The following is a 23080-nucleotide window of genomic DNA, read 5'->3' as shown; positions in this document are numbered from 1 at the left end:
ATATTGAACGACTAACCACCGAGGATCCCATGCGTCTCATCCCCTGCACCGAAGAAGCGCACGCTGCGGCGATTCTTGCCATCCTGAACGACGCCATCGTCACCTCCACCGCGCTGTACGACTACAAGCCGCGCACGCCCGAGAACATGGTCACGTGGTTTGCCACCAAGCGCGCCGGCGGCTTCCCGGTGATCGGCGCCGTGGACGACGACGGCAAGCTGCTGGGCTTCGCGAGCTACGGCACGTTCCGCGCCTTTCCCGCCTACAAGTACACGGTCGAGCACTCGGTGTACGTCGACAGCGCCCACCGTGGCGAGGGCCTGGGCCGCACGCTGATGGAGGCCATCGTGGCGGAAGCCATGGCGCGCGACGTGCATGTGATGGTGGGCGCCATCGATGCCGCCAATGCCGGCAGCATCGCGCTGCACGAGCGCCTGGGCTTCGAGCATTCGGGCACGGTGCGCCAGGCCGGCTTCAAGTTCGGGCGCTGGCTCGACGTCGCGTTCTACCAGCGCATCCTGGCGACGCCGCTGAACCCGGTCGACGGTTGAGCGATGCTGACGCGCTTGCTCAGGCCAGCGCGTAGAAGCGCATCACCACCTCAGCCGGGTGGCGCGCACCCGCCCCCACGAACATGCGCTCGTTGATCCACTTCAGCGAGGGCGACGCGGTTTCGAAGCGCGGGCTGCAGCGAAAGTAGACCTGAGCGGCATCCACCGGCTCGCCGCGCAGCAGCTTGCCCATGACCTCGGGCGAGGCCGAGCGCACCGCGTGGTTGTGCACGTAGACGAGGTCGCCCGCATCCGTTTCCAGCCCATAGCGCGCATCGAGCTCGGAGAGCGTGTCGCTCACGATCAGCTGAAAGTCGCTGCCACCCGGTAGCACGCGCGCCCGCCAGCCGTGCCCGATGGCTTCGCCGCCCGTGATCGGCACGGCGCGGCGCAGGCCGCGCGCGCTGTTGCCCAGCACCTGCGGCACGCCCACCTCGACGCGCAGGTCGGCGAAATGCTCGAGCGCCGGCGCGGCGATGGAATCGAAGACGCTCATCGCCTGCAACCCTGTCAGGCGGCGGCGGTTTCGTCGCTGGCGCGGTCGAGCATCTCGATGGTGCCGGCGTCCAGCTTCAGCTGCGTGGCGACCACCAGCTCTTCGAGCTGGGCGATCGAGGTGGCGCTGGCAATGGGGGCGGTCACGCCGGGCCGCGCGATCTGCCAAGCGATGGCGACCTGGCCGGGCTTGGCGTTGTACTGCTGGGCCACCTTGTCGAGCGCGTCCAGGATGCGCAGGCCGCGCTCGTTGAGGTACTTCTTGGTGGTGTTGGCGCCGCGCGCGCTCTTGCCCGCGTCGGCCTCGGTGCGGTACTTGCCCGTGAGGAAGCCGGCGGCCAGCGCGTAGAAATTGATCACGCCCACCTCGCGCTTCACGCACAGCGGCTCCAGCGCGTCTTCGAACACCGCGCGGTCGTACAGGTTGTACAGCGGCTGCAGGCTTTCGTAGCGGGCGATGCCCAGGCGCTCGGACACGTCCAGTGCCTCTTCGAGCCGCGGCGCGGTGTAGTTCGACGCGCCAATGGCGCGCACCTTGCCCTCCTTGATCAGCTCGTCGAAGGTGCCCAGCGAGTCTTCGAGCGGGGTGTTGGCGTCGTCGTCGTGCGACTGGTACAGGTCGATGTGGTCGGTCTGCAGGCGGCGCAGCGACGCCTCGACGGCCTCGCGGATGTAGGCGGGCGACAGGCCCACCTTGCCTTCGCCCATCGGCTTGCCGACCTTGGTGGCCAGCACCACGCGGTTGCGCTTGCCGCTTTGCTTGAGCCACTTGCCGATGATGGTTTCAGACTCGCCGCCCGTGTGGCCCGGCACCCAGGCCGAGTACACGTCGGCGGTGTCCACGAAGTTGAAGCCCGCGTCCAGCCAGGCATCGAGCAGCTTGAACGAGGCCGCCTCGTCCACGGTCCAGCCGAACACGTTGCCGCCGAAGGCGAGCGGGGAAACCAGGAGGCCGGAGCGGCCGAGCGGGCGAAGTTGCGACATGTGGAAGTGGTCCTGATGAAGAGGAAGGAAGAAGGAAAAAATGGAAAAAGGTTGGACGGTCAGACGAAGCCCACGGCGCCCAGCACCGCCCCGGCACCCAGCAGCCAGAGCAGATGCACGCGCGTGCGCCAGACGATAAGCGCGGCCACGCCGCTGAGCAGCCACAGGTGCCAGGCGGGCGCATTGCCAGCATGGTTACCGCCGGCCAGCACCCAGCCGGTGGCGATCAGCAGGCCCACCACCACGGGCGCCATGCCCTGCTTGAAGGCGCGCACCTCGCGCCGGGTGCGGTTGCGGTGGCCCCAGCGCGTGGCGAAGTAGGTGAGGGTGGTGCTCGGCAGCATGATGCCGACCATGGTCACCATCAGCCCGAAGAAGCCGAGCAGCCAGGCGCCCGGTCCGGCGCCGATGCCGCCGCCCGCGTTGAGCCCGACGTTCCAGCCCATCAGCGCCACGAACAGCACGTTGGGCCCGGGCGCGGCCTGGGCGATGGCGACCGAGGAGCTGAACTGCGCGTCGCTGAGCCAGCCGTGCTGCGCCACGAGGTAGCGGTGCATGTCGGGCACCGTGGTGATGGCGCCGCTGATCGACAGCAGCGACAGCAGCATGTACTGGCCGAAGAGAGCCAGCCAGTCGTGCCAGTGCATGGCGATGGTCATTGCTCAGCCTCCGCCTTCGGCCGCGGCGCGAGCGTGTTGGGGGTGGACCGGCGCGCGCTCATGGAGCGATCCGCTTCCAGGTCCACACGCACGCCACCCCGCCGACCACCAGCAGCACCCAGCCCAGCGGCACCTTGAACACCGCGATGGCCAGGAACACCAGCGTCATGATGGCCAGGCAGGTGGCAAAGCCCAGCGGGTGCTTTCGCAGCTGCGGCACCAGCTTGATGCCGGTGGCCGCGATGAGCCCGCCCGACACCGCGCCCATGCCGCGCAACGCGGCCGCCACCTGCGGGTTGCCCGCCTAGTGCGCATAGAGCACCGCCAGCGCGAGGATGACGAACAGCGGCACCGTCAGCATGCCCGCCACCGCGGCCAGCGCGCCGCGCAGGCCGAAGTAGCGGTCGCCGATCATCAGGGCCAGGTTGATCACGTTGGGGCCCGGCATGACCTGGGCCACGGCCCAGTCCTCGAGGAACTGCTCGGGCGTGAGCCACCTTTTCTTCTCGACCATCTCGCGCTGCACGATGGCCAGCACCCCGCCGAAGCCCTGCAGCGCCAGCCAGGTGAACGACACGAACAGGTCGCGCGGCGACTGCGGATGCGCGACAGCTGGCGTGGAAAGCGGCGCGGCGGCTGGGCGAGACGGGTGCATGTGGAGCGATTATCGTAGGCATGCTTTCAACATGCCGGGCACCGCGCTGACAACGCGCGGCAGGCCACCACGGGGACACTTACGCATGATCACGCAACTGCGCGCACTCTTCGACCTCTGCAAGCGAGCCTTCAATTCCTGGTCGAACGACTACGCCCCGAGCATGGGGGCGGCGCTGGCTTACTACACGGTGTTTTCCATCGCGCCGCTGCTGCTGATCGTCATCGCGGTGGCTGGCCTGGTGTTCGGCCAGGAGGCCGCGCGCGGCGAGATCTTCGCGCAGCTCTCGGGGCTCATGGGCGCGCAGGGCGCGGCGGCGGTGCAGGGCATGCTGCAGGCGGTGAACAAGCCGGCCGAGGGCATCGTGGCCACGGTCATCGGCATCGGGCTGTTGGTGGTGGGCGCGACCACGGTGTTCGGCGAGCTGCAGGATGCGCTCGACCGCATCTGGCGCGCGCCGGCCCGCGCGAAGAACAAGGGCCTGTTCAACATGCTGCGCGTGCGGCTGCTGTCGTTCAGCATGATCATGGGCATCGGCTTCTTGCTGATGGTGTCGCTGGTGGCCAGCGCCGCGCTGGCCGCGCTGGGCAAGTGGTGGTCGCCGATGTTCGGCGCCTGGGAGACCACAGCGCAGGTGGTCAACTTCGTCTTCAGCTTCGCGATGGTCACGGTGATCTTCGCGATGATCTACAAGATCATGCCGCGCGCCCGGGTGCAGTGGCGCGACGTGTGGGTGGGCGCGGCGGTGACGGCGCTGCTGTTCACCGTGGGCAAGCACCTGATCGGCCTGTACATCGGCAAGAGCAGCGTGGCCTCGGGCTATGGGGCGGCCGGCTCGCTGGTGGTGGTGCTGGTGTGGGTGTACTACTCGGCGCAGATCTTCCTGCTGGGGGCCGAGTTCACCTGGGTCTATGCGCGCACCTACGGGTCGATGAAGGACATGAAGGGCATCGGCGACCTCAACCCGTCGCCCACGCGCGAGGTGCCGCTGGCGGCGCATACGGATGCTTGACGGACGATTGGTGGCCGCCTGACCCGATCCTCGAACCGTTCAGCCCGAGAACCCGCCCTCGTCCAGGTACTTCTGTTCCTCCGCGGTGCTCTCCCGGCCCAGCAGCCTGTTGCGATGGGGAAAGCGCCCGAAGCGCGCCACGATGTCGCGGTGCAGCACCGCGAAGCGCCGCGTGTTGGCGTCGAGCGCGGCATTGAGTTCGACCGAGCGTTCCTGCTCGGCCAGCACTTCGGAGTGCATGAACGGCAGGTAGAAGAACGGTCGCAGCGGTGCTTCCACCTGCTGGTCGAAACCGGCCTGCACCGCCTTCTTCGCGATGGCCAGCGCCTGGCCGTCGGTGGCCAGCATGTGCGGGTTGTTGCGCCATGCGTTGCGCGGGAACTGGTCGAGCAGCACCAGCAAGGCCAGCGCGCCTTCGGCATCGGCCAGCCAATGGCCGAGTTCGCCGCGGGCCGCTGCCTGGTGGGCTTCGGAGAAGCGCGCGATGAAGGCGGCGTCGAAGGCCTCGCTCTTGGCGAACCAGTGTCCGGGGCCGGCCCTGCGCCAGAAATCGACCACGTCGCGGGCGGTCGGAAGGGGAGAAGACGTCATGGGCCGGATTGTCTTTCAGCCCATGCCCGCGGCTGCAGGAACCCCGCACGCCGCACGCCCAAGTCGGGACGATGGCCGACAAGACAAGCCCGCCCGTGCTGCCTATGCTGTGGACGCTTTCACAACCCAGGAGATCAAGCTCATGACCAAATATGGCACCCTTTTGCGCGCAGCCCTCATCACCGGGGTGGCCAGTGCCGCGCTGGTCGGCTGCGGAATGATGTCGAAGTCGAACGTGGCCAGCTTCAGCGGCGCCATGAACGCCGCCAGCGAAGTGCCGCCCAACATGACCCGTGGCAGCGGCACCGCCGAAGCCTGGCTCGACCGCGACACCAACGTGCTCAAGTACAAGATCACCTACACCAGCCTGAGCGGCCCCGCCACCATGGCGCACTTCCACGGCCCCGCGGCCGCCGGTGCCAACGCCGGCGTGGTGCTGCCCTTTGCCAACCCGGCCAGCCCCATCGAAGGCCAGGCCACGCTCACGCCGGCACAGGCGGCCGACCTGGTCTCGGGCAAGTGGTACGCCAACGTGCACACGGCGGCCAACCCGGGCGGCGAGATTCGCGGCCAGCTGCTGCCGAAGATGTGACCCTTGCGCCAGCGGCCCGGCCGCTGGCGGCACGAGGCCGAGGCGCTTCCAAGGCCTAAGTCCCTCGTCAGGTTGGTGTCGCACTGCTGGTGTCAAATGAACGCATGACGACACCCCCGAAGAAGAAAACCCGTGCCGCCACCCAACCCCTCAACCCTTTTGCTTCGCGCCGCGAAGACATGCGCAGTGCCCGCAAGGCGCTGGTGCTGCAGGGTGGAGGCGCGCTGGGTGCCTACCAGGCCGGCGTGTACGCCGCGCTCAGCGAGACCGAGCTCGAGCCGCACTGGATCGCGGGTGTATCCATCGGGGCCATCAACGCGGCGCTGATCGCCGGCAACGCACCCGAGCAGCGCGTGGAGCGCCTGCGCGAGTTCTGGCACCTGGTGTCCTCGGGCCCGTCGCAGCGCCTTCCTTCGTGGATGGGCGACCGCGCCACGCAGAACCAGTACAGCGCCACGATGGCCTCGCTGGTGGGCATTCCGGGCTTCTTCGAGCCGCGCTACTCGCCAGCCTTTCTCATGGGCGGCGCCGCGCCCTTGCTCAGCTACTACGACACCTCGCCGCTGAAGGCGACGCTGGAGCGGCTGGTCGACTTCGACCGCATCAACGCCTGCGAGGCCCGCTTCAGCGTGGGCGCGGTCAACGTGCGCACCGGCAACTCGGTCTACTTCGACAACACGCGACAGCGCATCGGCCCCGAACACATCATGGCCAGCGGCGCGCTGCCGCCGGGCTTCGCGCCCATCACCATCGACGGCGACGACTACTGGGACGGCGGCATCGTGTCGAACACGCCGCTGCAGTACGTGCTGGACACGCACCCGCGCAACGAGCCGCTGGTGGTGCTGCAGGTCGACCTGTTCAACGCGCGCGGCGAAATGCCGCGCACCATGGCGGGCGTGCTGGAGCGGCAGAAGGACATCACCTACTCCAGCCGCACCCGCATGAACACCGATGCGCTGGCCGCCAACATGAACCTGCAGCAGGCCATTGCCGACCTCATCACCAAGCTGCCGGCCAGCCTGCGCAACGACCCGAGCGTGCTGGCGGTGCAGTCGCAGCTCACGCACGAGCCCATCGACATCTTTCACCTGATCTACCGCGACAAGCCCTACGAACTCGAATCGAAGGACTACGAGTTCTCGCGCGCGGCCGTGGAAGAGCACTGGGACTCGGGCGCGCGCGACATGCGCGTGACGCTCGCGCACCCCGAGACGCTGCGCGCCGACGCCACCGTCAACGGCGTGACCACCTTCGACCTGGGCGAGCATGGGTCGGGGCGCGTCAAGCGACCGGGCCTCTCGCGCTAGCAAGCGGCAGCATGCGATTCAGCTTCGACTAAGAAACCAGCGCCAGACTGGGCTCGTCACTTCAACAGGAGGAAATGTTCATGAACATTGAAGATGTGCGACGAACGGCATTCGCGATGCCGCTGACCAGCCCCGCGTTTCCGCCCGGCCCCTACCGCTTCGTGCGGCGCGAATTTCTCATCGTCACCTACCGCACCGACATGGACGCGCTGCGCGCCGTGGTGCCAGAGCCGCTCGAGGTGGTCGAGCCGCTCGTGAAGTACGAATTCATCCGCATGCCCGACTCCACCGGGTTCGGCGACTACACCGAGTCGGGCCAGGTCATTCCGGTGCAGCTGCGCACCGCCAAGGGCGTGGAGAAGGGCGCGTACGTGCACGCCATGTACCTGAACGACCATCCGCCCATCGCCGGTGGCCGCGAACTCTGGGGCTTTCCGAAGAAGCTCGCATCCCCGGTGCTCGACTACGAGACCGACGTGGTGGTCGGTACGCTCGACTACGGCAAGGTGCGCGTCGCCAAGGCCACCATGGGCTTCAAGCACCGCGCGCTCGACCCCGAGCCCATCCTCGCGGGCATCGCGCAGCCCAACTTCCTGCTGAAGATCATTCCGCACGTCGATGGCACCGCGCGCATCTGCGAGCTGGTGCGCTATCACATGGTCGACGTGAACCTGCACGGCGCATGGGGCGGTCCGGCCTCTCTCGAACTGCACCCGCATGCGCTGGCCCCGGTGGCCGACCTGCCGGTGCTGAAGGTCGAGTCGGCCGTGCACTACATCGCGGACATGACGCTCGCGCTGGGCACCGTCGAGCACGACTACCTCGCGTGATTTCTCTCGCCTGATTCATCTCGCCTGATTTCCAACCCCTCAACCCCTTTCACCCTTCAAGGACACGCACCATGCAACTCAAGGACAAGGTCGCCTACATCACCGGCTCGGCCAGCGGCATCGGCAAGGAAATCGCCATTCTTTTCGCGCAGGAAGGCGCGAAGATCATCATTGCCGACCTGAACAAGGAAGCGGCCGACGCCACCGCCGCCGAGCTCAAGGCCACGGGCGCGCAGGCCATCGGCGTGGCGGTCGACGTGACCAACGAAGACCAGGTCAACGCCTCGGTGGAAGAGGGCGCGAAGGCCTTCGGCGGCATCGACATCCTCATCAGCAACGCCGGCATCCAGATCGTGCATCCGGTGGAAGAGTTCAGCTTTGCCGACTGGAAGAAGATGCTCGCCATTCACCTCGACGGCGCCTTCCTCACCACCAAGGCCTGCCTGAAGCACATGTACGCGCAAGGCCGTGGCGGCAGCGTGATCTACATGGGCTCGGTGCATTCGAAGGAAGCCTCGCTGCTGAAGGCGCCCTACGTGACGGCCAAGCACGGCCTCATCGGGCTGGCCAAGACGGTGGCCAAGGAGGGCGCCAAGCACGGCGTGCGCGCCAACGTGATCTGCCCCGGCTTCGTGCGCACGCCGCTGGTGGAAAAGCAGATTCCCGAGCAGGCGAAGACGCTGGGCATCAGCGAGGAAGAAGTCATCAAGAACGTGATGCTCAAGGAAACGGTCGACGGCGAGTTCACGACCACGGAAGACGTGGCGCGCGTGGCGCTGCTGTTCGCGGGCTTCCCGACGAATGCGCTGACGGGGCAATCGCTGGTGGTGAGCCACGGGTGGTTCATGCAGTGACGATGCATTGAGTTTCTCCCTCCCCCGCTGGGGGAGGGCAGGGGTGGGGGCTCGACGGCCTGCGCTCCGTAGCAGCGCTCGTTGGGCGCTTGCCCCCATCCCAGCCTTCCCCCAGGGGGGGAAGGAGCAAACGCGGGATGCAAGCCGCGAGACGCAAGCAGTGGCCGCTACAGCTTCAACTCCCACGTCTCCCCCACAAGCTCCTTGCCGTAACCCTTGTGCGGCTCCGACTGCGTCAGCGTGAACCCGCGCTTCGCATAGATGCCGCGTGCGGCCAGCAGGCAGCTGTTGGTCCACAGCGTCATCTTCTTGTAGCCCTTCAGGCGCGCGAAGGCGATGCACTCGTCCACCAGCGTGCCGCCCAGCCCCAGCCCGCGCGCCCCCGGCGCCAGGATCAGCATGCGCAGCTGCGCCACGGTGGGCGACTTGCGCACCAGGAAGATCGCGCCCACCCGCTCGCCGTTGAGTTCCGCGATCCAGCCGCGCTCCCACTCGGGCTGGAACTTGAGCAAAAACTCGCTCGCGATGCCCGCCACCAGCGCCTCGAACTCGCTGTTCCAGCCGTACTCGCGCGCGTAGATCTCGCCGTGCTGCTGCACCACCCAGCCCATGTCGCCGGGCGCCAGGTCGCGCAGCACGGCCGCCTGGGGCTTGGCCGGCGAAGCCTGCGGCGCCAGCAGCGCCTGCACCGTGGCCATTGCCTGCACCAGCTGCTGGCGCTGCGCCGGCGCCAGCGGCGTGAGCAGGGCGGCGGCCTCGTCGCGCGATTTCTGTTGCAGCGGCGCAAATGCGGCGTGGCCGGGCTCGGTCAGCCGCAGCACGCTTTGCCGGGCATCGCGCGGGTCCGGCGCGCGCGTGAGCCAGCCTTCGGTTTCGAAGCGGCGCAGGATGCGGCTCATGTAGCCCGCGTCGAGCCCGAGGTCGCGCGCAATTTCGCCGGCCACCGCGGTTTCGCGGTGCGCCAGCTCGTACAGCACGCGCACATCGGTGAGCGACATGGGGCTGCCGAGGTAGGGATCGAGGGCGCCGATGCGGCGCGTGTAGAAGCGGTTGAACTGCCGCATCGCCTTCACGGCGGCGGCGTCGACGGTAGTTTGCGAGGTGGACATGCTTGCCATTGTCATTCGGTTGATTGACTTTGGCAATCAAATGAAGGACTCCCGCGAGCGCGGTCACAGGATGTTTGTGGCGACACGGATGGTGGAAAACCCTAAAATCGAGGGTTGCCCACAACGGCGCTCCCACAGCGCTGCAGTCCCCCACCGATGAACGCCCCCGTCGACGTCTCCTTTTTCGCGCGCGCCGCCAAGCCGCTGACCAGCTACCGCAAGTACTGGGCGGCCCGCTTCGGCACGGCCAAGTTCCTGCCGACCACGCGCAAGGAAATGGACGCGCTCGGCTGGGACAGCTGCGACGTCATCGTGGTCACGGGCGACGCCTACGTCGACCACCCCAGCTTCGGCATGTCGGTGATCGGGCGCATGCTCGAGGCGCAGGGCTTTCGCGTGGGCATCATCGCGCAACCCGACTGGCAGAGCGCCGAGCCCTTCAAGGCGCTGGGCAAGCCGAACCTGTTCTTCGGCGTGACCGCCGGTAACATGGATTCGATGATCAACCGCTACACCGCGGACCGCAAGATCCGCAGCGACGACGCCTACACCCCCGGCGACGTCGGCGGCTCGCGCCCCGACCGCGCGGCCATCGTCTATTCGCAGCGCTGCAAGGAAGCCTGGAACGACGTGCCCATCATCCTGGGCGGCATCGAGGGCTCGCTGCGCCGCATCGCGCATTACGACTACTGGTCTGACAAGGTGCGCCGATCGGTGGTCGTCGACGCCAAGTGCGACCTGCTGCTGTACGGCAACGCCGAGCGCGCCATCGTCGAGATTGCCCACCGCCTGGCCGCCAAGGAGCCGGTGCAGCAGATCACCGACGTGCGCGGCACCGCCTTCGTGCGCCGCAGCGGCGACGAATCGGCCGAAGGCTGGTTCGAGATCAACTCCACCAGCGTGGACGAGCCCGGTCGCGTCGAGGCGCACGTCAACCCGTACCTGATGGTGTCCGACCAGGCCAAGGCCAACGGCGCCACCTGCGCGAAGGAAGACGAGGCCGAAGCCGTCGCCAAGGCCGCGGAAGCCGCGGCTTCGGGCGCGCCGATCGCGTTGCCTGCGTCGTTGTCCGCCTCGGTGGCGGCATCTGTGGTCAACCCCGACATCAAGCCGCTGACCTTCGTGCCCAACCCGGCCCTGGCCTCGCGCGCCAAGATCAAGGTGCCGCCGCGCGACCGCTCGGTGATCCGCCTGCCGTCGTACGAGCAGGTGCGCAGCGACCCGGTGCTCTACGCCCACGCCAACCGCGTGCTGCACCTCGAAACCAACCCCGGCAACGCCCGCGCGTTGGTGCAGGCGCACGGCGAGGGCGCCACGGCGCGCGACGTGTGGATCAACCCGCCGCCCATTCCGCTGACCACGGCCGAGATGGACCACGTGTTCGACCTGCCGTACGCGCGCAGCCCGCACCCGCGCTACGCCGACGAGAACGGCAGCCACGACGGCGCCACCAAGATCCCCGCGTGGGAAATGATCCGCTTCAGCGTGAACATCATGCGCGGCTGCTTCGGCGGTTGCACCTTCTGCTCGATCACCGAGCACGAGGGCCGCATCATCCAGAGCCGCTCCGAAGACTCGATCATCAAGGAGGTCGAGGCCATCCGCGATTCGGTCAAGGGCTTCACCGGCACCATCTCCGACCTGGGCGGCCCCACGGCCAACATGTACCGCGTGGGCTGCAAGTCGCCCGCCATCGAGTCGGCCTGCCGCAAGCCCAGCTGCGTGTACCCGGGCATCTGTCCGAACCTGAACACCAGCCACGACCCGCTCATCAAGATCTACCGCCGCGCCCGGGCGCTCAAGGGCATCAAGAAGATCCTCATCAGCTCCGGCCTGCGCTACGACCTGGCCGTGCAGTCGCCCGAGTACGTGAAGGAACTGGTGCAGCACCACGTGGGCGGCTACCTGAAGATCGCGCCCGAGCACACCGAGCAGGGCCCGCTCACCAAGATGATGAAGCCCGGCATCGGCAGCTACGACAAGTTCAAGCAGATGTTCGAGAAGTTCTCGGCCGAGGCGGGCAAGAAGCAGTACCTCATTCCGTACTTCATCGCCGCTCACCCGGGCACCAGCGACGAGGACATGATGAACCTCGCGATCTGGCTCAAGAAGAACGGCTTTCGCGCGGACCAGGTGCAGACCTTCTACCCGTCGCCCATGGCCACCGCGACGACGATGTACCACACCAACAAGAACCCGCTGCGCAAGATCACGCGCGAGAGCGAGACGGTGGACATCGTGCGCGGCGACAAGCGCCGTCGCCTGCACAAGGCCTTCCTGCGCTACCACGACGCCAACAACTGGCCGCTGCTGCGCGAGGCGCTGAAGAGCATGGGCCGCGCCGACCTCATCGGCAACGGCAAGCAGCACCTGATCCCGACGTGGCAGCCGCTGACCGATGGCGGCTACACCAGCGCGCGGCGCAAGAACTCGACCGCCGCGCCCGCCGCCAAGGCCGCTGCGCCGGTGAAGCTGGCGCCGGTGAAGCCCTCGAAGGGCCGCATCCTCACGCAGCACACCGGCCTGCCGCCGCGCGACAACGGCTCGGCGCCGGCCTCGCGCAAGGCCGCCGGCCCGGTGCGCGGCAGCATCCGCAAGCCGCGCTGAGGTTCAGAGCGCCAGCAGCCCCGCTGGCAGCCACCTGGCCACCCAGGCGCCCACGGCCGCCATGTGCAGGAGCACCGTGGCCCAGTAGCCGGCCATGAAGCTGGTCTTGCGCACCTTGTGGTGGAACAGCCGCTGCGCCACCCACGCGCCCGGCCAGCCACCGGCCAGCGACAGCAGGTGCAGCGTGTTCTCGGCCGTGCGCCAGCGGCCCGCCTGGGCGGCGTTCTTGTCGAAGCCGTAGACGGCGAAGGTCAGCAGGCTCAGCAGCAGCAACACGCCCAGCGCGATCGGCGGGACGCGCGCGGCGAGCACGCCGTAGGCCAGCAGCGCCGCGTACCCCGCGAACAGCAGTGCCATCGGCAGCGACGAGGAAGAGAAGGGCGCGGCTTCGCGCCGGCGGCTGGCGGCGGCCCGGGAGTTGGGCGGACGAGCCCCGCTTGCCGACCGCTGCGGTTGCCGTTGCCGCCGGTCCTGGCCTTCATTGCGTTCAGGGCGCTCCGAGCGCCCCTGCGCGCGCTGCTGCGCCGCCCCTTCGGCCTGCACCGCCACCGCCCGCGGCCCCTTGCCGCCCACATGGATCTCTTCGAAGCTGAGCTTCATGCCGACCTGCGGCGCAGCGCCGCGGTCCGTGAAGTCGCGCAGGTGCACGAACACATCGGCGGAAATGTCGGGGCTGCGAACGAAGCCGAAGCCCCGGTCCTTTTCCCATCGAACGAGCGTGCCTTGGCGTTTCATGGGCGGCATTGTCACCGCGGGTTGGGGCCGGGTTGCTGCCGGGCTCATGGTGCGGCGCACCACGACCGCATCGTCCGACCGGCGGCACGGCGGGCCGCGCCGATGTATGGTGTGGCCCCATGAGCAGTTCGCCCCACCCGCCGGCTTCATGGACGCACATTCTTGCTAGCGCGCTCGAAAAGGCGCTTGTGAACACGCTCGCGGGGGCGCTGCTCGTTTCGGCCTCGCTGCAGGCGGCCGCCGCTCCCGAGCCCTCGAACGCCCAGGCGCTGCGCGCCACGCACCAGCGGCTGAGCGACAAGCTCGACCACAGCAGCTTCGGCCGTCCCGTGCAGCTCGACTCGGTGGAGACGGCCGACGGCCTGCAGGGCGACGTCTACGCGGTGGTGGAGCATCCGCTGGCCGAGATCAGCGCCGCGCTCAAGGGCTCGGCCCATTGGTGCGACGTGCTCACCCTGCACATCAACAACCGCCGCTGCCTGGTGGCCGGCGCCCCGGGGCGCGAGACGCTCACGCTGTACGTGGTGCGGCGCTACGACAAGCCGCTGGACGACGCCTTCGAACTGCCCTTCGCCTACCGGGTGGCCAGCGCCACGCCCGAGCACCTGTCGGTCGAGCTGAAGGCCGAGAGCGGGCCGCTGGGCACCAGCAACTACAACGTCACGCTGGAAGCCATCGCGCTCGACGAGCGAAAGAGCTTCCTGCACTTCAGCTACAGCTACGACCACAACGCCATGGTGCGGCTGGGCACCATGGCCTACCTGGCGACCTTCGGCAGCGACAAGGTCGGCTTCACCGTGGTGGGCAAGACGCCCGAGGGCCAGCCCGACTACATCCGCGGCCTGCGCGGGCTGGTGGAGCGCAATGCCATGCGCTACTTCCTGACGCTGGACGCCTACCTCGCGGCGCCGGGCGCGGACCAGGCCGAACGCCGGCAGCGTCGGTGGTATGCCGGGGCCGAGCAGTACCCGCGGCAGTTGCACGAGGTCGACCTCGACACCTACCTGGCGCTCAAGCGCGAAGACCGGCAGCGCGACGGCGCGGGCAAATAGCCCAAACAAACAACCAGGCCGATCAGCCGGCCAGCGTGAGCAGCGGCACGTCGCGCTCGCGGCCCATGGTCTCTAGTTCGGCCCGCGTGCGGCCGGCCAGCCAGGCGGCCAGTGCTTCGTGCGTGACCGGCGCCATCATGTCGCGCGAGGCGATCTGCGCCGCCTCGCACAGCCGCGCCGCGAAGTGCGGCTCCAGCGCCGCCACCGCGACGCGGCCATCGGCGCAGGGGTACACGCGGTAGCCCGCATGCGCGCCGCCGACCGCGCCCGAGGGCTGCGTCAGGCCCCAGGTGCGGGGCAGGGCGAGCCAGTCGGCCGAGGCGTTCAGCGCCACCTCCAGGTACACACCATCGGCGCCGCCAGCCTTGCGCGCACGCAGCAACATGGCCTTCAGCACCGCCTCGCTCGCGAGCAGCGCGCCGCCCATGTCGGCGTAGAGCGTGGGCGGCAACTCGGTGCCGGTGACCAGGCCGCTTTCCGCGAGGTAGGTGAGGTCGTGCCCCGGCTCCTCGGCCCGCTCGCCCGGCGCGCCGACGATGGCCACCTGCGACAGCGACGGGTGCCGCGCGTGCAAGGTGGCCCAGTCGAGCCTGAGCTTGTCGAGTGCCGACGGGCGGAAGGAGGTGAGCAGCACGTCGGTGGTCGCGAGTTCGGCGTGCAGCTGCTGCTGGCCGGTTTCGCTCTTCAGATCGACGGTGCGCACCTCGACGCTCTCGTGCAGCGCGGCATAGGCCGGCGGGTTGTACAGCCGCATCGGGTCGCCGCCCGGCGGCTCCAGCTTGAGGCAGGTGGCGCCCATCTGGCGGCAGCGCAGCAATGCGGCGGGGCCGGGCAGATTGAGTGCAAGGCTGAGGACGCGAACGCCCGACAGCGGGTCTGCATGGTCACGGGGGGAATTGGCTGAACCGGCGGAGCTCGCGGAATGCGGCATTGGTGTCGTCTCCAGAAAAAATCGTTTCGCCCATTCTCACCCGAGCCCCTGCCAGAGCCACTTCCCGCAAGCGCCACGGCCGCGGCGCGCGTAGCATGCGCGCCGTGGCAGCCACCCCTTGCCGCTGCCCGAACGAACAGGAGACAACGCATGTTTGAAACTTCCCTCATGAGCGGCCAGCGCATCCTCGTGACCGGCGGGGGCACCGGCCTCGGCCGCGCGATGGCCGAGCGCTTCCTGGCCCTGGGTGCCGACGTGGCCATCTGCGGGCGCCGCCAGGCGGTCTGCGAGGAAACCGCGGCCGAATGGCGCCAGCAGTTTCCGGGCCGGCGCGTCGACACCTTCGGCGTGGACATCCGCATCGCGCAGCAGGTCGACGACATGGTGCAGAGCCTGTTCGACAGCGGCGGCCTCACCGGCCTTGTCAACAACGCGGCGGGCAACTTCGTCTCGCCCACCGAGAACCTCTCGCCGCGCGCCTTCGACGCGGTCGCCAACATCGTGTTCCACGGCAGCTTCTACGTGACGCAGGCCGTGGGCAAGCGCTGGGTGGCGCAGGCCAAGGCGGGCGAGTGGAAGGCGGGCGACGCCTACCGCAGCGTCATGAGCATCATCACCACCTGGGTCGACAACGGCAGCCCCTACGTCGTGCCCTCGGCCATGAGCAAGGCCGGCATCGACGTGATGACCAAGTCGCTGGCGGTCGAATGGGCGCGCCACGGCATCCGCCTGAACGCCGTGGGCCCCGGCGAGATTCCCACCGAAGGCATGAGCAAGCGCCTGAACCCCGGCGAGGAGCCGGGCGCGCGCAGCAAGCTGCACAACCCGATGGCGCGCACCGGCCGCATGAGCGAGCTGCAGAACCTCGCCGCCTTCCTGATGGCGCCGGGCCAGTGCGACTGGCTCACGGGCCAGAGCATCATGATGGACGGCGGCAACGCGCTGGCCACGGGCGGCAACTTCTACGAGCTGCGCCAGTGGAGCGACGCCGACTGGCTGGCCGCGCGCGAACGCATCGAGGCGCAGAACCAGAAGGACAAGGCGCAGCGCTGAACTGCAGGGCGGGGCGGGGCGGAGCGGTTATTTCTTCGGCGGCTTCACCGCGTGCACCGTCACGTGCTTGTTCACCGGGCTCGACAGCACCAGCGACGTGGTCACCGCGCCGTCGACCGCCAGCGCGTCCACCACGCGCTCCAGGTCGGCCGGCTCGGCGATGGCGCAACGCACGATGAAGCAGTCTTCGCCCGTCACGCGGTCGGCCGACAGCACCTCGGGCATGGCCTCGAACAGCTTCAGGTACTTGGCGATGCCCGCGTGCGTGGTCTCGATGCGGATGATGGCCTGCAACCCCACGCCCAGCGCGCGCAGGTTCACGCGCGCGCCGTAGCCCTGGATCACGCCCGCCGCTTCCAGCTTGCGCACGCGCTCGCTCATGGCCGGCTGCGAGAGGCCGATGCGCTTGCCGATGGCCGCCAGGCTCTGGCGCGCGTCGGCCTGCAGCGCTTCGAGGATGAGCCGGTCTTTCTTGTCGATGTTCATGCGGAGGCGGGCAAATTCACTTGCCGATGGTTGATCGGTTCGGGGCCGCGATTTTCGATGGATTGCGCTTCTTCGCCCGCGGCGTGACCGCTATCGTGGTGCCGACCTTTCTTCCTGGACACCCCATGCAACTCGTCGGCATGCTCGACTCCCCCTACGTGCGGCGCGCCGCCATTTCGCTGCGCCTGCTCGGCGTGCCCTTCGCGCACCGGTCGCTCTCGGTGTTCAGCACCTTCGCGCAGTTTCGCGACATCAACCCGGTGGTGAAGGCGCCCACGCTGGTGTGCGACGACGCCACGGTGCTGATGGACTCGACGCTCATCATCGACCACGCGCAGGCGCTGAGCGGCCGCAGCCTGGTGCCTGCCGACCCGGCGCAGCGGCTGCGCGACCTGCGCCTGACCGGGCTCGCGCTCGCGGCCTGCGAGAAGACGGTGCAGATCGTCTACGAGCACAACCTGCGGCCGGCCGAGAAGCTGCACCAGCCGTGGGTCGACCGGGTGCGCAGCCAGCTGGTGGCCGCCTACGCAGGGCTCGAAGCCGAGCTGGCGGCGCAGCCGCTTTCAGCGCAGCAAGAAACGATGACGCAGGCCGGCGTGTCGAGCGCGGTGGCGTGGTCGTTCACGCAGCTGATGCTGCCCGAACTGGTTTCGGCGCAAGACTTTCCGGTGCTGGCCGCGTACGCCGCGCAGGCGGAGCGCCTGCCTGTGTTCCTCGACGCACCGCAGGTCTGATGCAACGCAGCCTCGGCAGGCGCTCAATCGACGATGTCTGCCCCGCGCTCGGCCAGCAGGCCGCGCAGCACGCCGCGGTGGCAGCGCGACTCGTGCTCGCAGTAGCAGCCCACGGACAGCGCGGTGCCGTGCGACAGCGCCGCCAGCAGGTCGAGGCTGCGGCTCGCGTCCGGCGCCGCCATCTCGGCCTTGAACTTGCGCACGAAGGCGTTCCATTGCGCGGTCGATCCGCTGGCCTGCGCCTCTTGCGCCTGCTTCATCGTTTCGACCGACGGCGACAGGTTCGGGTACCACACGTCGTACCAGTCGTGCGAGGCGAACTCGGTCTTGGGCACGCCGCGCGGCGGGCGGCGCACGGTGCCCACGCGAAGGCCTTCGCCGGGTGCGCGCGGCGTGCCGAGGCGAACGATGCGGATGCTCATGGCGCTGCTCCTTCTTGTTCCGGTTCGTGGCTTCAGGTGCCGACGATGCCGCCGTCGCGCCGGCGGATCGCCAGCGTGGCCGAGCGCGGCCGCTTGCTGCCCGGCGCGGTGCCGTCGGGCCAGGCGCTGTTGTGCCCGCCGTCGCCGTCGTCGCGCGCCTCGCCCGGATGCTGGATGTTCACGAACAGCGTGCGCCGGTCGGGCGTGACCACGCAGCCCGTGATCTCGCAGCCGTTCGGCCCCGTCAGGAAGCGCTTGATGCGACCCGAGGCCGGGTCGGCGCACAGCATCTGGTTGTTGCCCAGCGAGGTGTAGGGCGGCTTGCCGATGGCCTGGCCGCTCATGTCGGTCTGGATCCACAGCAGCCCGCCCTGGTCGAAGTGCAGGCCGTCGGGCGCGCCGAACATGTCGGCCTCGGCGCTGGGGTAGCGCGCGCCGCTGCCTGGCTGCGCGGGGTCGCCGGCCAGCGCGAAGTGGTCCCAGGCGAAGCCGTTGGCCGCGGCGTCGCCGCCGTCCTCGCGCCAGCGCAGGATGCCGCCGAAGAAGTTGTCCGCGCGCGGGTTGGCGGCGTCGGGGCCGGGCTTGCCGGCGTCGCCGCGCTGGGTGTTGTTGGTGAGGGTGACGGACACCTCGCCCGACTGCGGATGCACGGCGATCCATTCGGGCCGGTCCATCTTCGTGCCGCCGACCACGTCGCCGGCCAGCCGCGCGTGCACCAGCACCTCGGCCTGGTCGGCGAAGCCGCGTGCCGCGTCGAGCCCGTCGCGGCCGTGGACCAGCGGCAGCCACCGGCCGCGCCCGTCGGCGTCGTAGCGCGCCACGTGCAGCGTGCCCTCGTCGAGCAGGTGGCGGTTGGCCACGCGCGCGGCGGCGTCGGTGCCGGGGCGCACCTTGTCGCGGCTCACGAACTTGTAGATGTATTCGAAGCGCGAGTCGTCGCCCATGTAGACCACCAGGCGACCGTCTCGGGCCACGGTGCAGGTGGCGCTTTCCTGCCGCTTGCGGCCCAGCGCGGTGCGCTTGACGGGCGTGGCGGTGGGGTCGAAGGGGTCGATTTCCACCACCCAGCCGAAGCGATGCGGCTCGTTCGGGTGGCGGCTCAGGTCGAAGCGCTCGTCGAAGCGCCAGTACTCCACCCACTGCGTGCCGGGCACCGTGCCGTAGCGGCGCTGCGCGGGCGTGAGGCCCTGCGCGGCTTCCTTCGGGCCGCCGAAGTAGCCGTGAAAGTTCTCCTCGCAGGTCAGGTAGGTGCCCCAGGGCGTGACGCCCATCGCGCAGTTGGCGAAGGTGCCCAGCACCGCGTCGCCGGCGGGGTTGGCGGCGGTGCGCAGCAGCGGCGTGCCCGCGGCCGGGCCGGCGATGCGCATCGGCGTGTTGCCGTGCACGCGCCGCGCGAAGGGCGACGGGCTCACCTGCTGCCAGCCCTGCGCGGTGCGCCGGATTTCGATGACCGAGACGCCCATCGCGTGCAGCGACTTGCGGACCTTGTCGGCAGTCCAGCCCGTTGCGCTCGTTCCACCCGCTGCACCTTTCACGCCGTCGGTGTGCAGGAGCTGCTCGTCGGTGTACTCGTGGTTCATCACGAGCAGGCCGCGCTCGCCGGTGGCGTCGAGCGCAAAGAAGTGCATGCCGTCGTGGTGCATGCCGGCCTGCACGGCCTGGTCTTCGGCGCTGTTGGCGGCGTCGGGCGCAAAGGCCGGCATGCGGCCCGCCACGCCGGTGGGCGTGCCCCAGGGGTAGAGCAGCTGCCATTCGTATTCGGGCGGGATCACGACGCCGTCGCGCAGCGACGCGGGCACGCCGGTGAAGCCGAGCACGCCGCCGCGGGTGGCGGGGCCGGCCGGCGCAACGGTGGCGGCGCACCCCTGGCCGAACAGCGCGACCACGGCCGCGGCCGAACCCGATTGAAGAAGAAACTGGCGGCGATCCAATGGCATGGCGAAGGTGCTCGGGACGTGTTGTGTAGGCGACAGCCGCGATCATCGCCCAGCGCCTGCCGGCGCGATACTGCGCGCGACCACCGCCCCCAAGGAGACACCGAAATGAACGCCGACCGCATCGCATCGACCCGCCACGCCGACGGCGTGGTGGAACTCCAGCTCACCCGCGTCGACAAGATGAACGCGCTCGACCCCGCGATGTTCGACGCGCTCATCGAGGCCGGCGAAGCGCTGCGCCACGACCGCACGGTGCGTGCGGTGGTGATCTCGGGCCGCGGCAAGGCTTTTTGCGCGGGGCTGGACATGGCTTCGTTCCAGCGCATGAAGGAACAGGGGCAAGGGCAGGGCGCTGAAGACCTGGGCGCCGGCGTGCTGGGCCAGGGCGCCGCGGGCGCCGACCTCGTGGTGCGCACGCACGGCATCGCCAACGCCGCGCAGCAGGTCGCCATGGTCTGGCGCGACGTGCCCGTGCCGGTGATTGCCGCGGTGCACGGCGTGGCCTTCGGCGGCGGCCTGCAGGTGGCGCTGGGCGCGGACGTTCGCATCGTGGCGCCCGACACAAAGCTGTCGGTCATGGAGATCAAGTGGGGCCTGGTGCCCGACATGGCCGGCATGGTGCTCATGCGTGCGCTGGCCCGCGACGACGTGGTGCGCGAGCTGACCTACACCGGGCGCATCTTCTCGGGCGAGGAAGCCCTGCGCATCGGCTTCGCCACGCGCGTGTCGGCCGACCCGCTGGCCGAGGCGCTGCAGATGGCGCACGACATCGCGCAGAAAAGCCCCGACGCCATTCGCGCGGGCAAGCGGCTGCTCAACGGCTCAGCGTCGATGAGCGCCGCCGAGCTGCTGCTGGCGGAGTCGGTGGAGCAGAAGGCGCTGATCGGCAGCACCAACCAGGCCGAGGCCGTGATGGCCAACATGGAGCGCCGGGCGCCGCGCTTCTCGGACCCAGGCTGAACGAGCCAGACTGAGCGAACCTGGCGGATTGAGCGGGCCCTCGTCAGCGCGACGGGGCTCCAACCTTTTCCCAACCGCCGGGTGTGGCGGCGACCCGACGTTCCCGGGTAATCCACCGGTCCGCGAGGGCCGGTTGTCGCGCACGCTCGCGACCCCTTTGTCTCATTTCTGTCATCGGCGCCGGGCTGCGCCGCGCTGTCCGTGCGCGGCCGCTTTTCACATTTATTAACCCCGGGGCAACGAAAAGTGCTTTTTTGGCGCCGTTATGTAAGAATAAAGTAGTTGTTTTACGGGGAATATTCCTGAATTTGCACACAGTTAGTGTGCAGAAGGTCACGTCTCCCCTCTGATAACACCCGGGGAGGGTGGCCCCTGAGGCCGCACTCATAAACAATTGGATGCTTTCGTTTCGCGACGGCGATCCTGCATGTCGACCACTACGTTTTTCTGTAACCTCAGCGTCCCCATTCTGGTGGGAGAGGATCGCTACAAGTACGTCCCCATCGTCGGGGTCTTTCGCAGCATTCCGTTCGACCAGGTCGACGAGTGGGTGATGGACACCGACGGCGCACCGCGCAGCGACCGCGAGCTCGCGGCCGAAGTCCTTGTAGAGATCCGCAAGCCGCTCGGCGCCAGCGGGCGCACGGCGCCGCACGCGTTCGACGTGGCGGACATCCTCCAGCTCGATCGCGCCGCTGCCATCGTCGTGTCCACCTTCCTCGCGGCGCTGCCGCGCGTGTGAAGGCGCGCGGACGTTTTCACGCGTCCAACACGTTCACGCTTTGTCGCGTGCACCCGCTCAATCGCACCTGAACAGCACGCCGCTGCCCGGCGTGTTGGGTGCGTCCGCCGCCTCAAGAAAGCGGATCGGGTTGCCATCCTTGCGGCAATAGGCCTCGGCCTCCGGTGCGCTCGCCGCGCGAAGAATGCCGTCGTACAGGCGGACCACGCCCGTCACGGGGGCGGCGCAGCCGGAAAGCAGGGCCATGGCGGCCAGGGTGAGGGGAGCGAAGGCAAGCAGGGGGCGCATGAAAAGAAAGGGAAAGAAAGGGTCCGGTCTGAAGACCCGCGACTTTAAGCCCCCGGCGCATGCACAGCACGCACAGCACACAGCGCTCCGCGTGCCCCGCCCTCGAGATCAGGAAGCGATCGCCCCCACCGCCCAGTAGAACGTAGGCCGCGCCCCGTTCAGCAGATGGTCGCCCACCACGCGGCCCTTGTAGATCGTCGGGTTGTGCGAAGCCAGCGTGCGCGCGTTGCGCCAGTGCCGGTCGAGCCGGCGGTCGTCCTGCAGCGCCGAGGCACCGCCGATGTCGAACAGCCGCGTGCCCGCCTGCAGCACCGCATCGACGATGCCGGCCTGCGCCTTGGCCGTGTTCAGTTCCACTTCGAACAACAGGCTTTCCGGAACCGTCTCCCCGCGCTCGCGGTAGCGGTCGATGTCGCCCAGCCCGCGCGCCACCGCCTGCACCGTGGACGCCGCGATGAACGCCGTGCTCGCCAACTGCCCGATGACTTGCTGCACCAACGGATCTTCGCGCGGCGTGCTGCCGCTGCCGTGGCTGTACACGCGCTTGCGCGGCTGCACGAAGGCCACCGCGTCGCGCACGATGGCGCGCGAGATGCCCGCCAGCGTCGCCAGGTGCGTGAGCTGGAAATGCGCCGTCATCGGCGTGGGCTGGTCGCGCACGTAGAGCAGCACGTTCTCGGGCTTCACGCGCACGCCGCGAAACCGCGTGGTGCCCGAGGCCGTCAGCCGCTGGCCGAAGCCGCGCCAGTCGTCCACGCGCTCCACGCCTTGCGCCTCCGAGGGCACCAGGGCAATCACGCGGTCGGTGCTGCCGTCGTCGTTCAGGCGCTGGGCCGACACCGCGATCCAGTCGGCGTACAGCGTGCCGGTGCTGTAGTACTTGTCGCCGTCCAGGCGCCATGCGTCACCGTCGCCGTGGGTGTCACGTTTCAGCGAGGTCTGCATCGTGGCGATGGCGCCGTCCCCCAGCTCGGTGGTGGCGTTGCCGAACACCACGCCTTCGGCCGCCAGGCGCATCCACGGGCCGTGCAGCGCGGGGTCGATTTCGGCGAGCAGCCGCTCGATGAAGCCGAAGTGCGCGCGCAAGATTTGCGGCAGGTTGGAGTCGGCCTCGCCGAGCTCGATGAGCAGGTCGTACAGCTGCTCGACCGACGCGCCGATGCCGCCGTGTTCCACCGGCACGCGCAGCGCGCCGAAGCGCTCGGCGTTGAGCCAGGCCACGGGCTCATAGGCCAGCTCGCGATCGATCTCGCGTTGCGTCGCGCGTTCGGCGATGCGCTGGAAGACGGGGCGAAAGCGATCGAAGAGCTGCTGCGAGCTGGGGGCGTGCGCGGCGGTGACGTGCTGCACAGCGGTGACATGCTGCGCTGCGGTGACATGCTGCACAGCGGTGACATGCTGCGCAGTGCGCGACGTGGCGGGGGTGGATTCCATGGGGGGCGGGGCGGCGCCTGGGCGCGCCCGGAAAGAGAAGGGACAGGCCGACGACTT

Annotated in this window: 24 protein-coding genes and 1 pseudogene; 12 read left to right on the top strand and 13 right to left on the bottom strand. The window is 68.9% G+C overall.

All coding sequences use genetic code 11. The features are described 5' to 3' along the window. Positions 1-29: 29 nt before the first annotated feature. Entirely contained in the window at positions 30-551 is a 522-nt protein-coding gene (locus QTI51_RS11160) for a GNAT family N-acetyltransferase (protein ID WP_116907313.1), read from the top strand. Positions 552-570: 19 nt separating this feature from the next. Here QTI51_RS11160 and QTI51_RS11155 read toward each other — a convergent pair whose 3' ends face one another. The 4 genes and pseudogenes from QTI51_RS11155 to QTI51_RS11140 form a co-directional block, all read right to left on the bottom strand. Further along, positions 571-1047, bottom strand: a complete 477-nt coding sequence (locus tag QTI51_RS11155) for a DUF3237 domain-containing protein (RefSeq protein ID WP_116907314.1) — start codon at positions 1045-1047, stop codon at positions 571-573. 14 nt (positions 1048-1061) lie between these two features. Continuing rightward, positions 1062-2030, bottom strand: coding sequence for an aldo/keto reductase (locus tag QTI51_RS11150; protein ID WP_116907315.1), 969 nt, complete (start codon positions 2028-2030; stop codon positions 1062-1064). 59 nt (positions 2031-2089) lie between these two features. Beyond that, positions 2090-2689, bottom strand: coding sequence for a chromate transporter (locus QTI51_RS11145; RefSeq protein WP_116907316.1), 600 nt, complete (start codon positions 2687-2689; stop codon positions 2090-2092). A gap of 58 nt (positions 2690-2747) precedes the next feature. Continuing rightward, a pseudogene (locus QTI51_RS11140) lies at positions 2748-3344 on the bottom strand (chromate transporter). An 85-nt stretch (positions 3345-3429) separates the two neighbouring features. On the opposite strand from QTI51_RS11140, the gene QTI51_RS11135 reads away from it, so the two are divergent. Further along, the gene (locus QTI51_RS11135; protein ID WP_116907318.1) at positions 3430-4356 is read left to right on the top strand and encodes a YihY/virulence factor BrkB family protein; all 927 of its coding nucleotides are present in this window, start codon (positions 3430-3432) and stop codon (positions 4354-4356) included. A gap of 39 nt (positions 4357-4395) precedes the next feature. Here the strand turns inward: QTI51_RS11135 and QTI51_RS11130 are convergent, their stop codons facing one another. Further along, complete coding sequence (locus QTI51_RS11130) at positions 4396-4947, bottom strand: DUF924 family protein (RefSeq protein WP_116907319.1); 552 nt, start codon at positions 4945-4947, stop codon at positions 4396-4398. 142 nt (positions 4948-5089) lie between these two features. On the opposite strand from QTI51_RS11130, the gene QTI51_RS11125 reads away from it, so the two are divergent. The 4 genes from QTI51_RS11125 (at position 5090) to QTI51_RS11110 (ending at position 8533) form a co-directional block, all read left to right on the top strand. Continuing rightward, entirely contained in the window at positions 5090-5539 is a 450-nt protein-coding gene (locus QTI51_RS11125; protein ID WP_286515846.1) for a CHRD domain-containing protein, read from the top strand. A gap of 179 nt (positions 5540-5718) precedes the next feature. Beyond that, positions 5719-6849: a patatin-like phospholipase family protein gene (locus QTI51_RS11120; protein WP_503011501.1), complete on the top strand. Its 1131-nt coding sequence runs from the start codon at positions 5719-5721 to the stop codon at positions 6847-6849. Between the two features lie 80 nt (positions 6850-6929). Continuing rightward, positions 6930-7679, top strand: a complete 750-nt coding sequence (locus QTI51_RS11115) for an acetoacetate decarboxylase (protein WP_116907837.1) — start codon at positions 6930-6932, stop codon at positions 7677-7679. Positions 7680-7750: 71 nt separating this feature from the next. Then, positions 7751-8533, top strand: a complete 783-nt coding sequence (locus QTI51_RS11110; protein ID WP_116907322.1) for a 3-hydroxybutyrate dehydrogenase — start codon at positions 7751-7753, stop codon at positions 8531-8533. A gap of 167 nt (positions 8534-8700) precedes the next feature. On the opposite strand, the gene QTI51_RS11105 is transcribed toward QTI51_RS11110, so the two are convergent. Then, complete coding sequence (locus QTI51_RS11105; protein WP_116907324.1) at positions 8701-9657, bottom strand: helix-turn-helix domain-containing GNAT family N-acetyltransferase; 957 nt, start codon at positions 9655-9657, stop codon at positions 8701-8703. Positions 9658-9798: 141 nt separating this feature from the next. On the opposite strand from QTI51_RS11105, the gene QTI51_RS11100 reads away from it, so the two are divergent. Further along, positions 9799-12249, top strand: a complete 2451-nt coding sequence (locus QTI51_RS11100; protein ID WP_116907325.1) for a YgiQ family radical SAM protein — start codon at positions 9799-9801, stop codon at positions 12247-12249. A 3-nt stretch (positions 12250-12252) separates the two neighbouring features. Here the strand turns inward: QTI51_RS11100 and QTI51_RS11095 are convergent, their stop codons facing one another. Further along, on the bottom strand, positions 12253-12984 hold the full coding sequence (locus QTI51_RS11095; protein WP_116907838.1) for a DUF1294 domain-containing protein: 732 nt from the start codon (positions 12982-12984) through the stop codon (positions 12253-12255). Positions 12985-13103: 119 nt separating this feature from the next. Here QTI51_RS11095 and QTI51_RS11090 point away from each other — a divergent pair, with 119 nt between their 5' ends. Then, the gene (locus QTI51_RS11090) at positions 13104-14036 is read left to right on the top strand and encodes a hypothetical protein (protein ID WP_116907326.1); all 933 of its coding nucleotides are present in this window, start codon (positions 13104-13106) and stop codon (positions 14034-14036) included. Between the two features lie 22 nt (positions 14037-14058). Here the strand turns inward: QTI51_RS11090 and QTI51_RS11085 are convergent, their stop codons facing one another. Further along, entirely contained in the window at positions 14059-14967 is a 909-nt protein-coding gene (locus QTI51_RS11085) for a CoA transferase (protein WP_116907327.1), read from the bottom strand. 150 nt (positions 14968-15117) lie between these two features. On the opposite strand from QTI51_RS11085, the gene QTI51_RS11080 reads away from it, so the two are divergent. After that, the gene (locus QTI51_RS11080; protein ID WP_286515848.1) at positions 15118-16020 is read left to right on the top strand and encodes an SDR family oxidoreductase; all 903 of its coding nucleotides are present in this window, start codon (positions 15118-15120) and stop codon (positions 16018-16020) included. 27 nt (positions 16021-16047) lie between these two features. On the opposite strand, the gene QTI51_RS11075 is transcribed toward QTI51_RS11080, so the two are convergent. Continuing rightward, complete coding sequence (locus tag QTI51_RS11075) at positions 16048-16506, bottom strand: Lrp/AsnC family transcriptional regulator (protein WP_116907329.1); 459 nt, start codon at positions 16504-16506, stop codon at positions 16048-16050. Between the two features lie 125 nt (positions 16507-16631). Between QTI51_RS11075 and QTI51_RS11070 the strand changes: the two genes are divergently transcribed. After that, positions 16632-17240 (top strand): glutathione S-transferase, encoded by a 609-nt coding sequence (locus tag QTI51_RS11070; RefSeq protein WP_116907330.1) that lies wholly within the window; start codon positions 16632-16634, stop codon positions 17238-17240. Positions 17241-17263: 23 nt separating this feature from the next. On the opposite strand, the gene QTI51_RS11065 is transcribed toward QTI51_RS11070, so the two are convergent. Together QTI51_RS11065 and QTI51_RS11060 are read right to left on the bottom strand one after the other, a co-directional pair. Next, a complete protein-coding gene (locus tag QTI51_RS11065) occupies positions 17264-17662 on the bottom strand; it encodes a DUF488 domain-containing protein (protein WP_116907331.1) in 399 nt (132 codons plus the stop codon). Positions 17663-17694: 32 nt separating this feature from the next. Continuing rightward, positions 17695-19599, bottom strand: a complete 1905-nt coding sequence (locus QTI51_RS11060; RefSeq protein WP_116907332.1) for a PhoX family protein — start codon at positions 19597-19599, stop codon at positions 17695-17697. Between the two features lie 105 nt (positions 19600-19704). Here QTI51_RS11060 and QTI51_RS11055 point away from each other — a divergent pair, with 105 nt between their 5' ends. Together QTI51_RS11055 and QTI51_RS11050 are read left to right on the top strand one after the other, a co-directional pair. Next, a complete protein-coding gene (locus tag QTI51_RS11055) occupies positions 19705-20559 on the top strand; it encodes a crotonase/enoyl-CoA hydratase family protein (protein WP_116907333.1) in 855 nt (284 codons plus the stop codon). Between the two features lie 427 nt (positions 20560-20986). After that, a complete protein-coding gene (locus tag QTI51_RS11050) occupies positions 20987-21301 on the top strand; it encodes a hypothetical protein (RefSeq protein ID WP_116907334.1) in 315 nt (104 codons plus the stop codon). Positions 21302-21358: 57 nt separating this feature from the next. Here QTI51_RS11050 and QTI51_RS11045 read toward each other — a convergent pair whose 3' ends face one another. Both QTI51_RS11045 and QTI51_RS11040 read right to left on the bottom strand, forming a co-directional pair. Beyond that, positions 21359-21589, bottom strand: coding sequence for a hypothetical protein (locus QTI51_RS11045; protein WP_116907335.1), 231 nt, complete (start codon positions 21587-21589; stop codon positions 21359-21361). Positions 21590-21697: 108 nt separating this feature from the next. Beyond that, a complete protein-coding gene (locus tag QTI51_RS11040) occupies positions 21698-23023 on the bottom strand; it encodes an acyl-CoA dehydrogenase family protein (protein ID WP_286515849.1) in 1326 nt (441 codons plus the stop codon). Positions 23024-23080: the final 57 nt, after the last annotated feature.

This window comes from Variovorax sp. J22G73, assembly GCF_030317035.1.
Taxonomy (GTDB): domain Bacteria; phylum Pseudomonadota; class Gammaproteobacteria; order Burkholderiales; family Burkholderiaceae_C; genus Variovorax.
This window is presented reverse-complemented; position numbering and strand designations above follow the sequence as displayed.

What these genes read in the sequence shown, in the direction of transcription:
- QTI51_RS11095 (WP_116907838.1), bottom strand. Translation starts at nt 12,984, where the DNA reads ATGAAACGCCAAGGCACGCTCGTTCGATGGGAAAAGGACCGGGGCTTC.
- QTI51_RS11040 (WP_286515849.1), bottom strand. Translation starts at nt 23,023, where the DNA reads ATGGAATCCACCCCCGCCACGTCGCGCACTGCGCAGCATGTCACCGCT.
- QTI51_RS11115 (WP_116907837.1), top strand. Translation starts at nt 6,930, where the DNA reads ATGAACATTGAAGATGTGCGACGAACGGCATTCGCGATGCCGCTGACC.
- QTI51_RS11120 (WP_503011501.1), top strand. Translation starts at nt 5,719, where the DNA reads ATGCGCAGTGCCCGCAAGGCGCTGGTGCTGCAGGGTGGAGGCGCGCTG.
- QTI51_RS11125 (WP_286515846.1), top strand. Translation starts at nt 5,090, where the DNA reads ATGACCAAATATGGCACCCTTTTGCGCGCAGCCCTCATCACCGGGGTG.
- QTI51_RS11060 (WP_116907332.1), bottom strand. Translation starts at nt 19,599, where the DNA reads ATGCCATTGGATCGCCGCCAGTTTCTTCTTCAATCGGGTTCGGCCGCG.
- QTI51_RS11105 (WP_116907324.1), bottom strand. Translation starts at nt 9,657, where the DNA reads ATGACAATGGCAAGCATGTCCACCTCGCAAACTACCGTCGACGCCGCC.
- QTI51_RS11130 (WP_116907319.1), bottom strand. Translation starts at nt 4,947, where the DNA reads ATGACGTCTTCTCCCCTTCCGACCGCCCGCGACGTGGTCGATTTCTGG.
- QTI51_RS11070 (WP_116907330.1), top strand. Translation starts at nt 16,632, where the DNA reads ATGCAACTCGTCGGCATGCTCGACTCCCCCTACGTGCGGCGCGCCGCC.
- QTI51_RS11065 (WP_116907331.1), bottom strand. Translation starts at nt 17,662, where the DNA reads ATGAGCATCCGCATCGTTCGCCTCGGCACGCCGCGCGCACCCGGCGAA.
- QTI51_RS11055 (WP_116907333.1), top strand. Translation starts at nt 19,705, where the DNA reads ATGAACGCCGACCGCATCGCATCGACCCGCCACGCCGACGGCGTGGTG.
- QTI51_RS11150 (WP_116907315.1), bottom strand. Translation starts at nt 2,030, where the DNA reads ATGTCGCAACTTCGCCCGCTCGGCCGCTCCGGCCTCCTGGTTTCCCCG.
- QTI51_RS11155 (WP_116907314.1), bottom strand. Translation starts at nt 1,047, where the DNA reads ATGAGCGTCTTCGATTCCATCGCCGCGCCGGCGCTCGAGCATTTCGCC.
- QTI51_RS11090 (WP_116907326.1), top strand. Translation starts at nt 13,104, where the DNA reads ATGAGCAGTTCGCCCCACCCGCCGGCTTCATGGACGCACATTCTTGCT.
- QTI51_RS11045 (WP_116907335.1), bottom strand. Translation starts at nt 21,589, where the DNA reads ATGCGCCCCCTGCTTGCCTTCGCTCCCCTCACCCTGGCCGCCATGGCC.
- QTI51_RS11080 (WP_286515848.1), top strand. Translation starts at nt 15,118, where the DNA reads ATGTTTGAAACTTCCCTCATGAGCGGCCAGCGCATCCTCGTGACCGGC.
- QTI51_RS11110 (WP_116907322.1), top strand. Translation starts at nt 7,751, where the DNA reads ATGCAACTCAAGGACAAGGTCGCCTACATCACCGGCTCGGCCAGCGGC.
- QTI51_RS11085 (WP_116907327.1), bottom strand. Translation starts at nt 14,967, where the DNA reads ATGCCGCATTCCGCGAGCTCCGCCGGTTCAGCCAATTCCCCCCGTGAC.
- QTI51_RS11050 (WP_116907334.1), top strand. Translation starts at nt 20,987, where the DNA reads ATGTCGACCACTACGTTTTTCTGTAACCTCAGCGTCCCCATTCTGGTG.
- QTI51_RS11075 (WP_116907329.1), bottom strand. Translation starts at nt 16,506, where the DNA reads ATGAACATCGACAAGAAAGACCGGCTCATCCTCGAAGCGCTGCAGGCC.
- QTI51_RS11160 (WP_116907313.1), top strand. Translation starts at nt 30, where the DNA reads ATGCGTCTCATCCCCTGCACCGAAGAAGCGCACGCTGCGGCGATTCTT.
- QTI51_RS11145 (WP_116907316.1), bottom strand. Translation starts at nt 2,689, where the DNA reads ATGACCATCGCCATGCACTGGCACGACTGGCTGGCTCTCTTCGGCCAG.
- QTI51_RS11135 (WP_116907318.1), top strand. Translation starts at nt 3,430, where the DNA reads ATGATCACGCAACTGCGCGCACTCTTCGACCTCTGCAAGCGAGCCTTC.
- QTI51_RS11100 (WP_116907325.1), top strand. Translation starts at nt 9,799, where the DNA reads ATGAACGCCCCCGTCGACGTCTCCTTTTTCGCGCGCGCCGCCAAGCCG.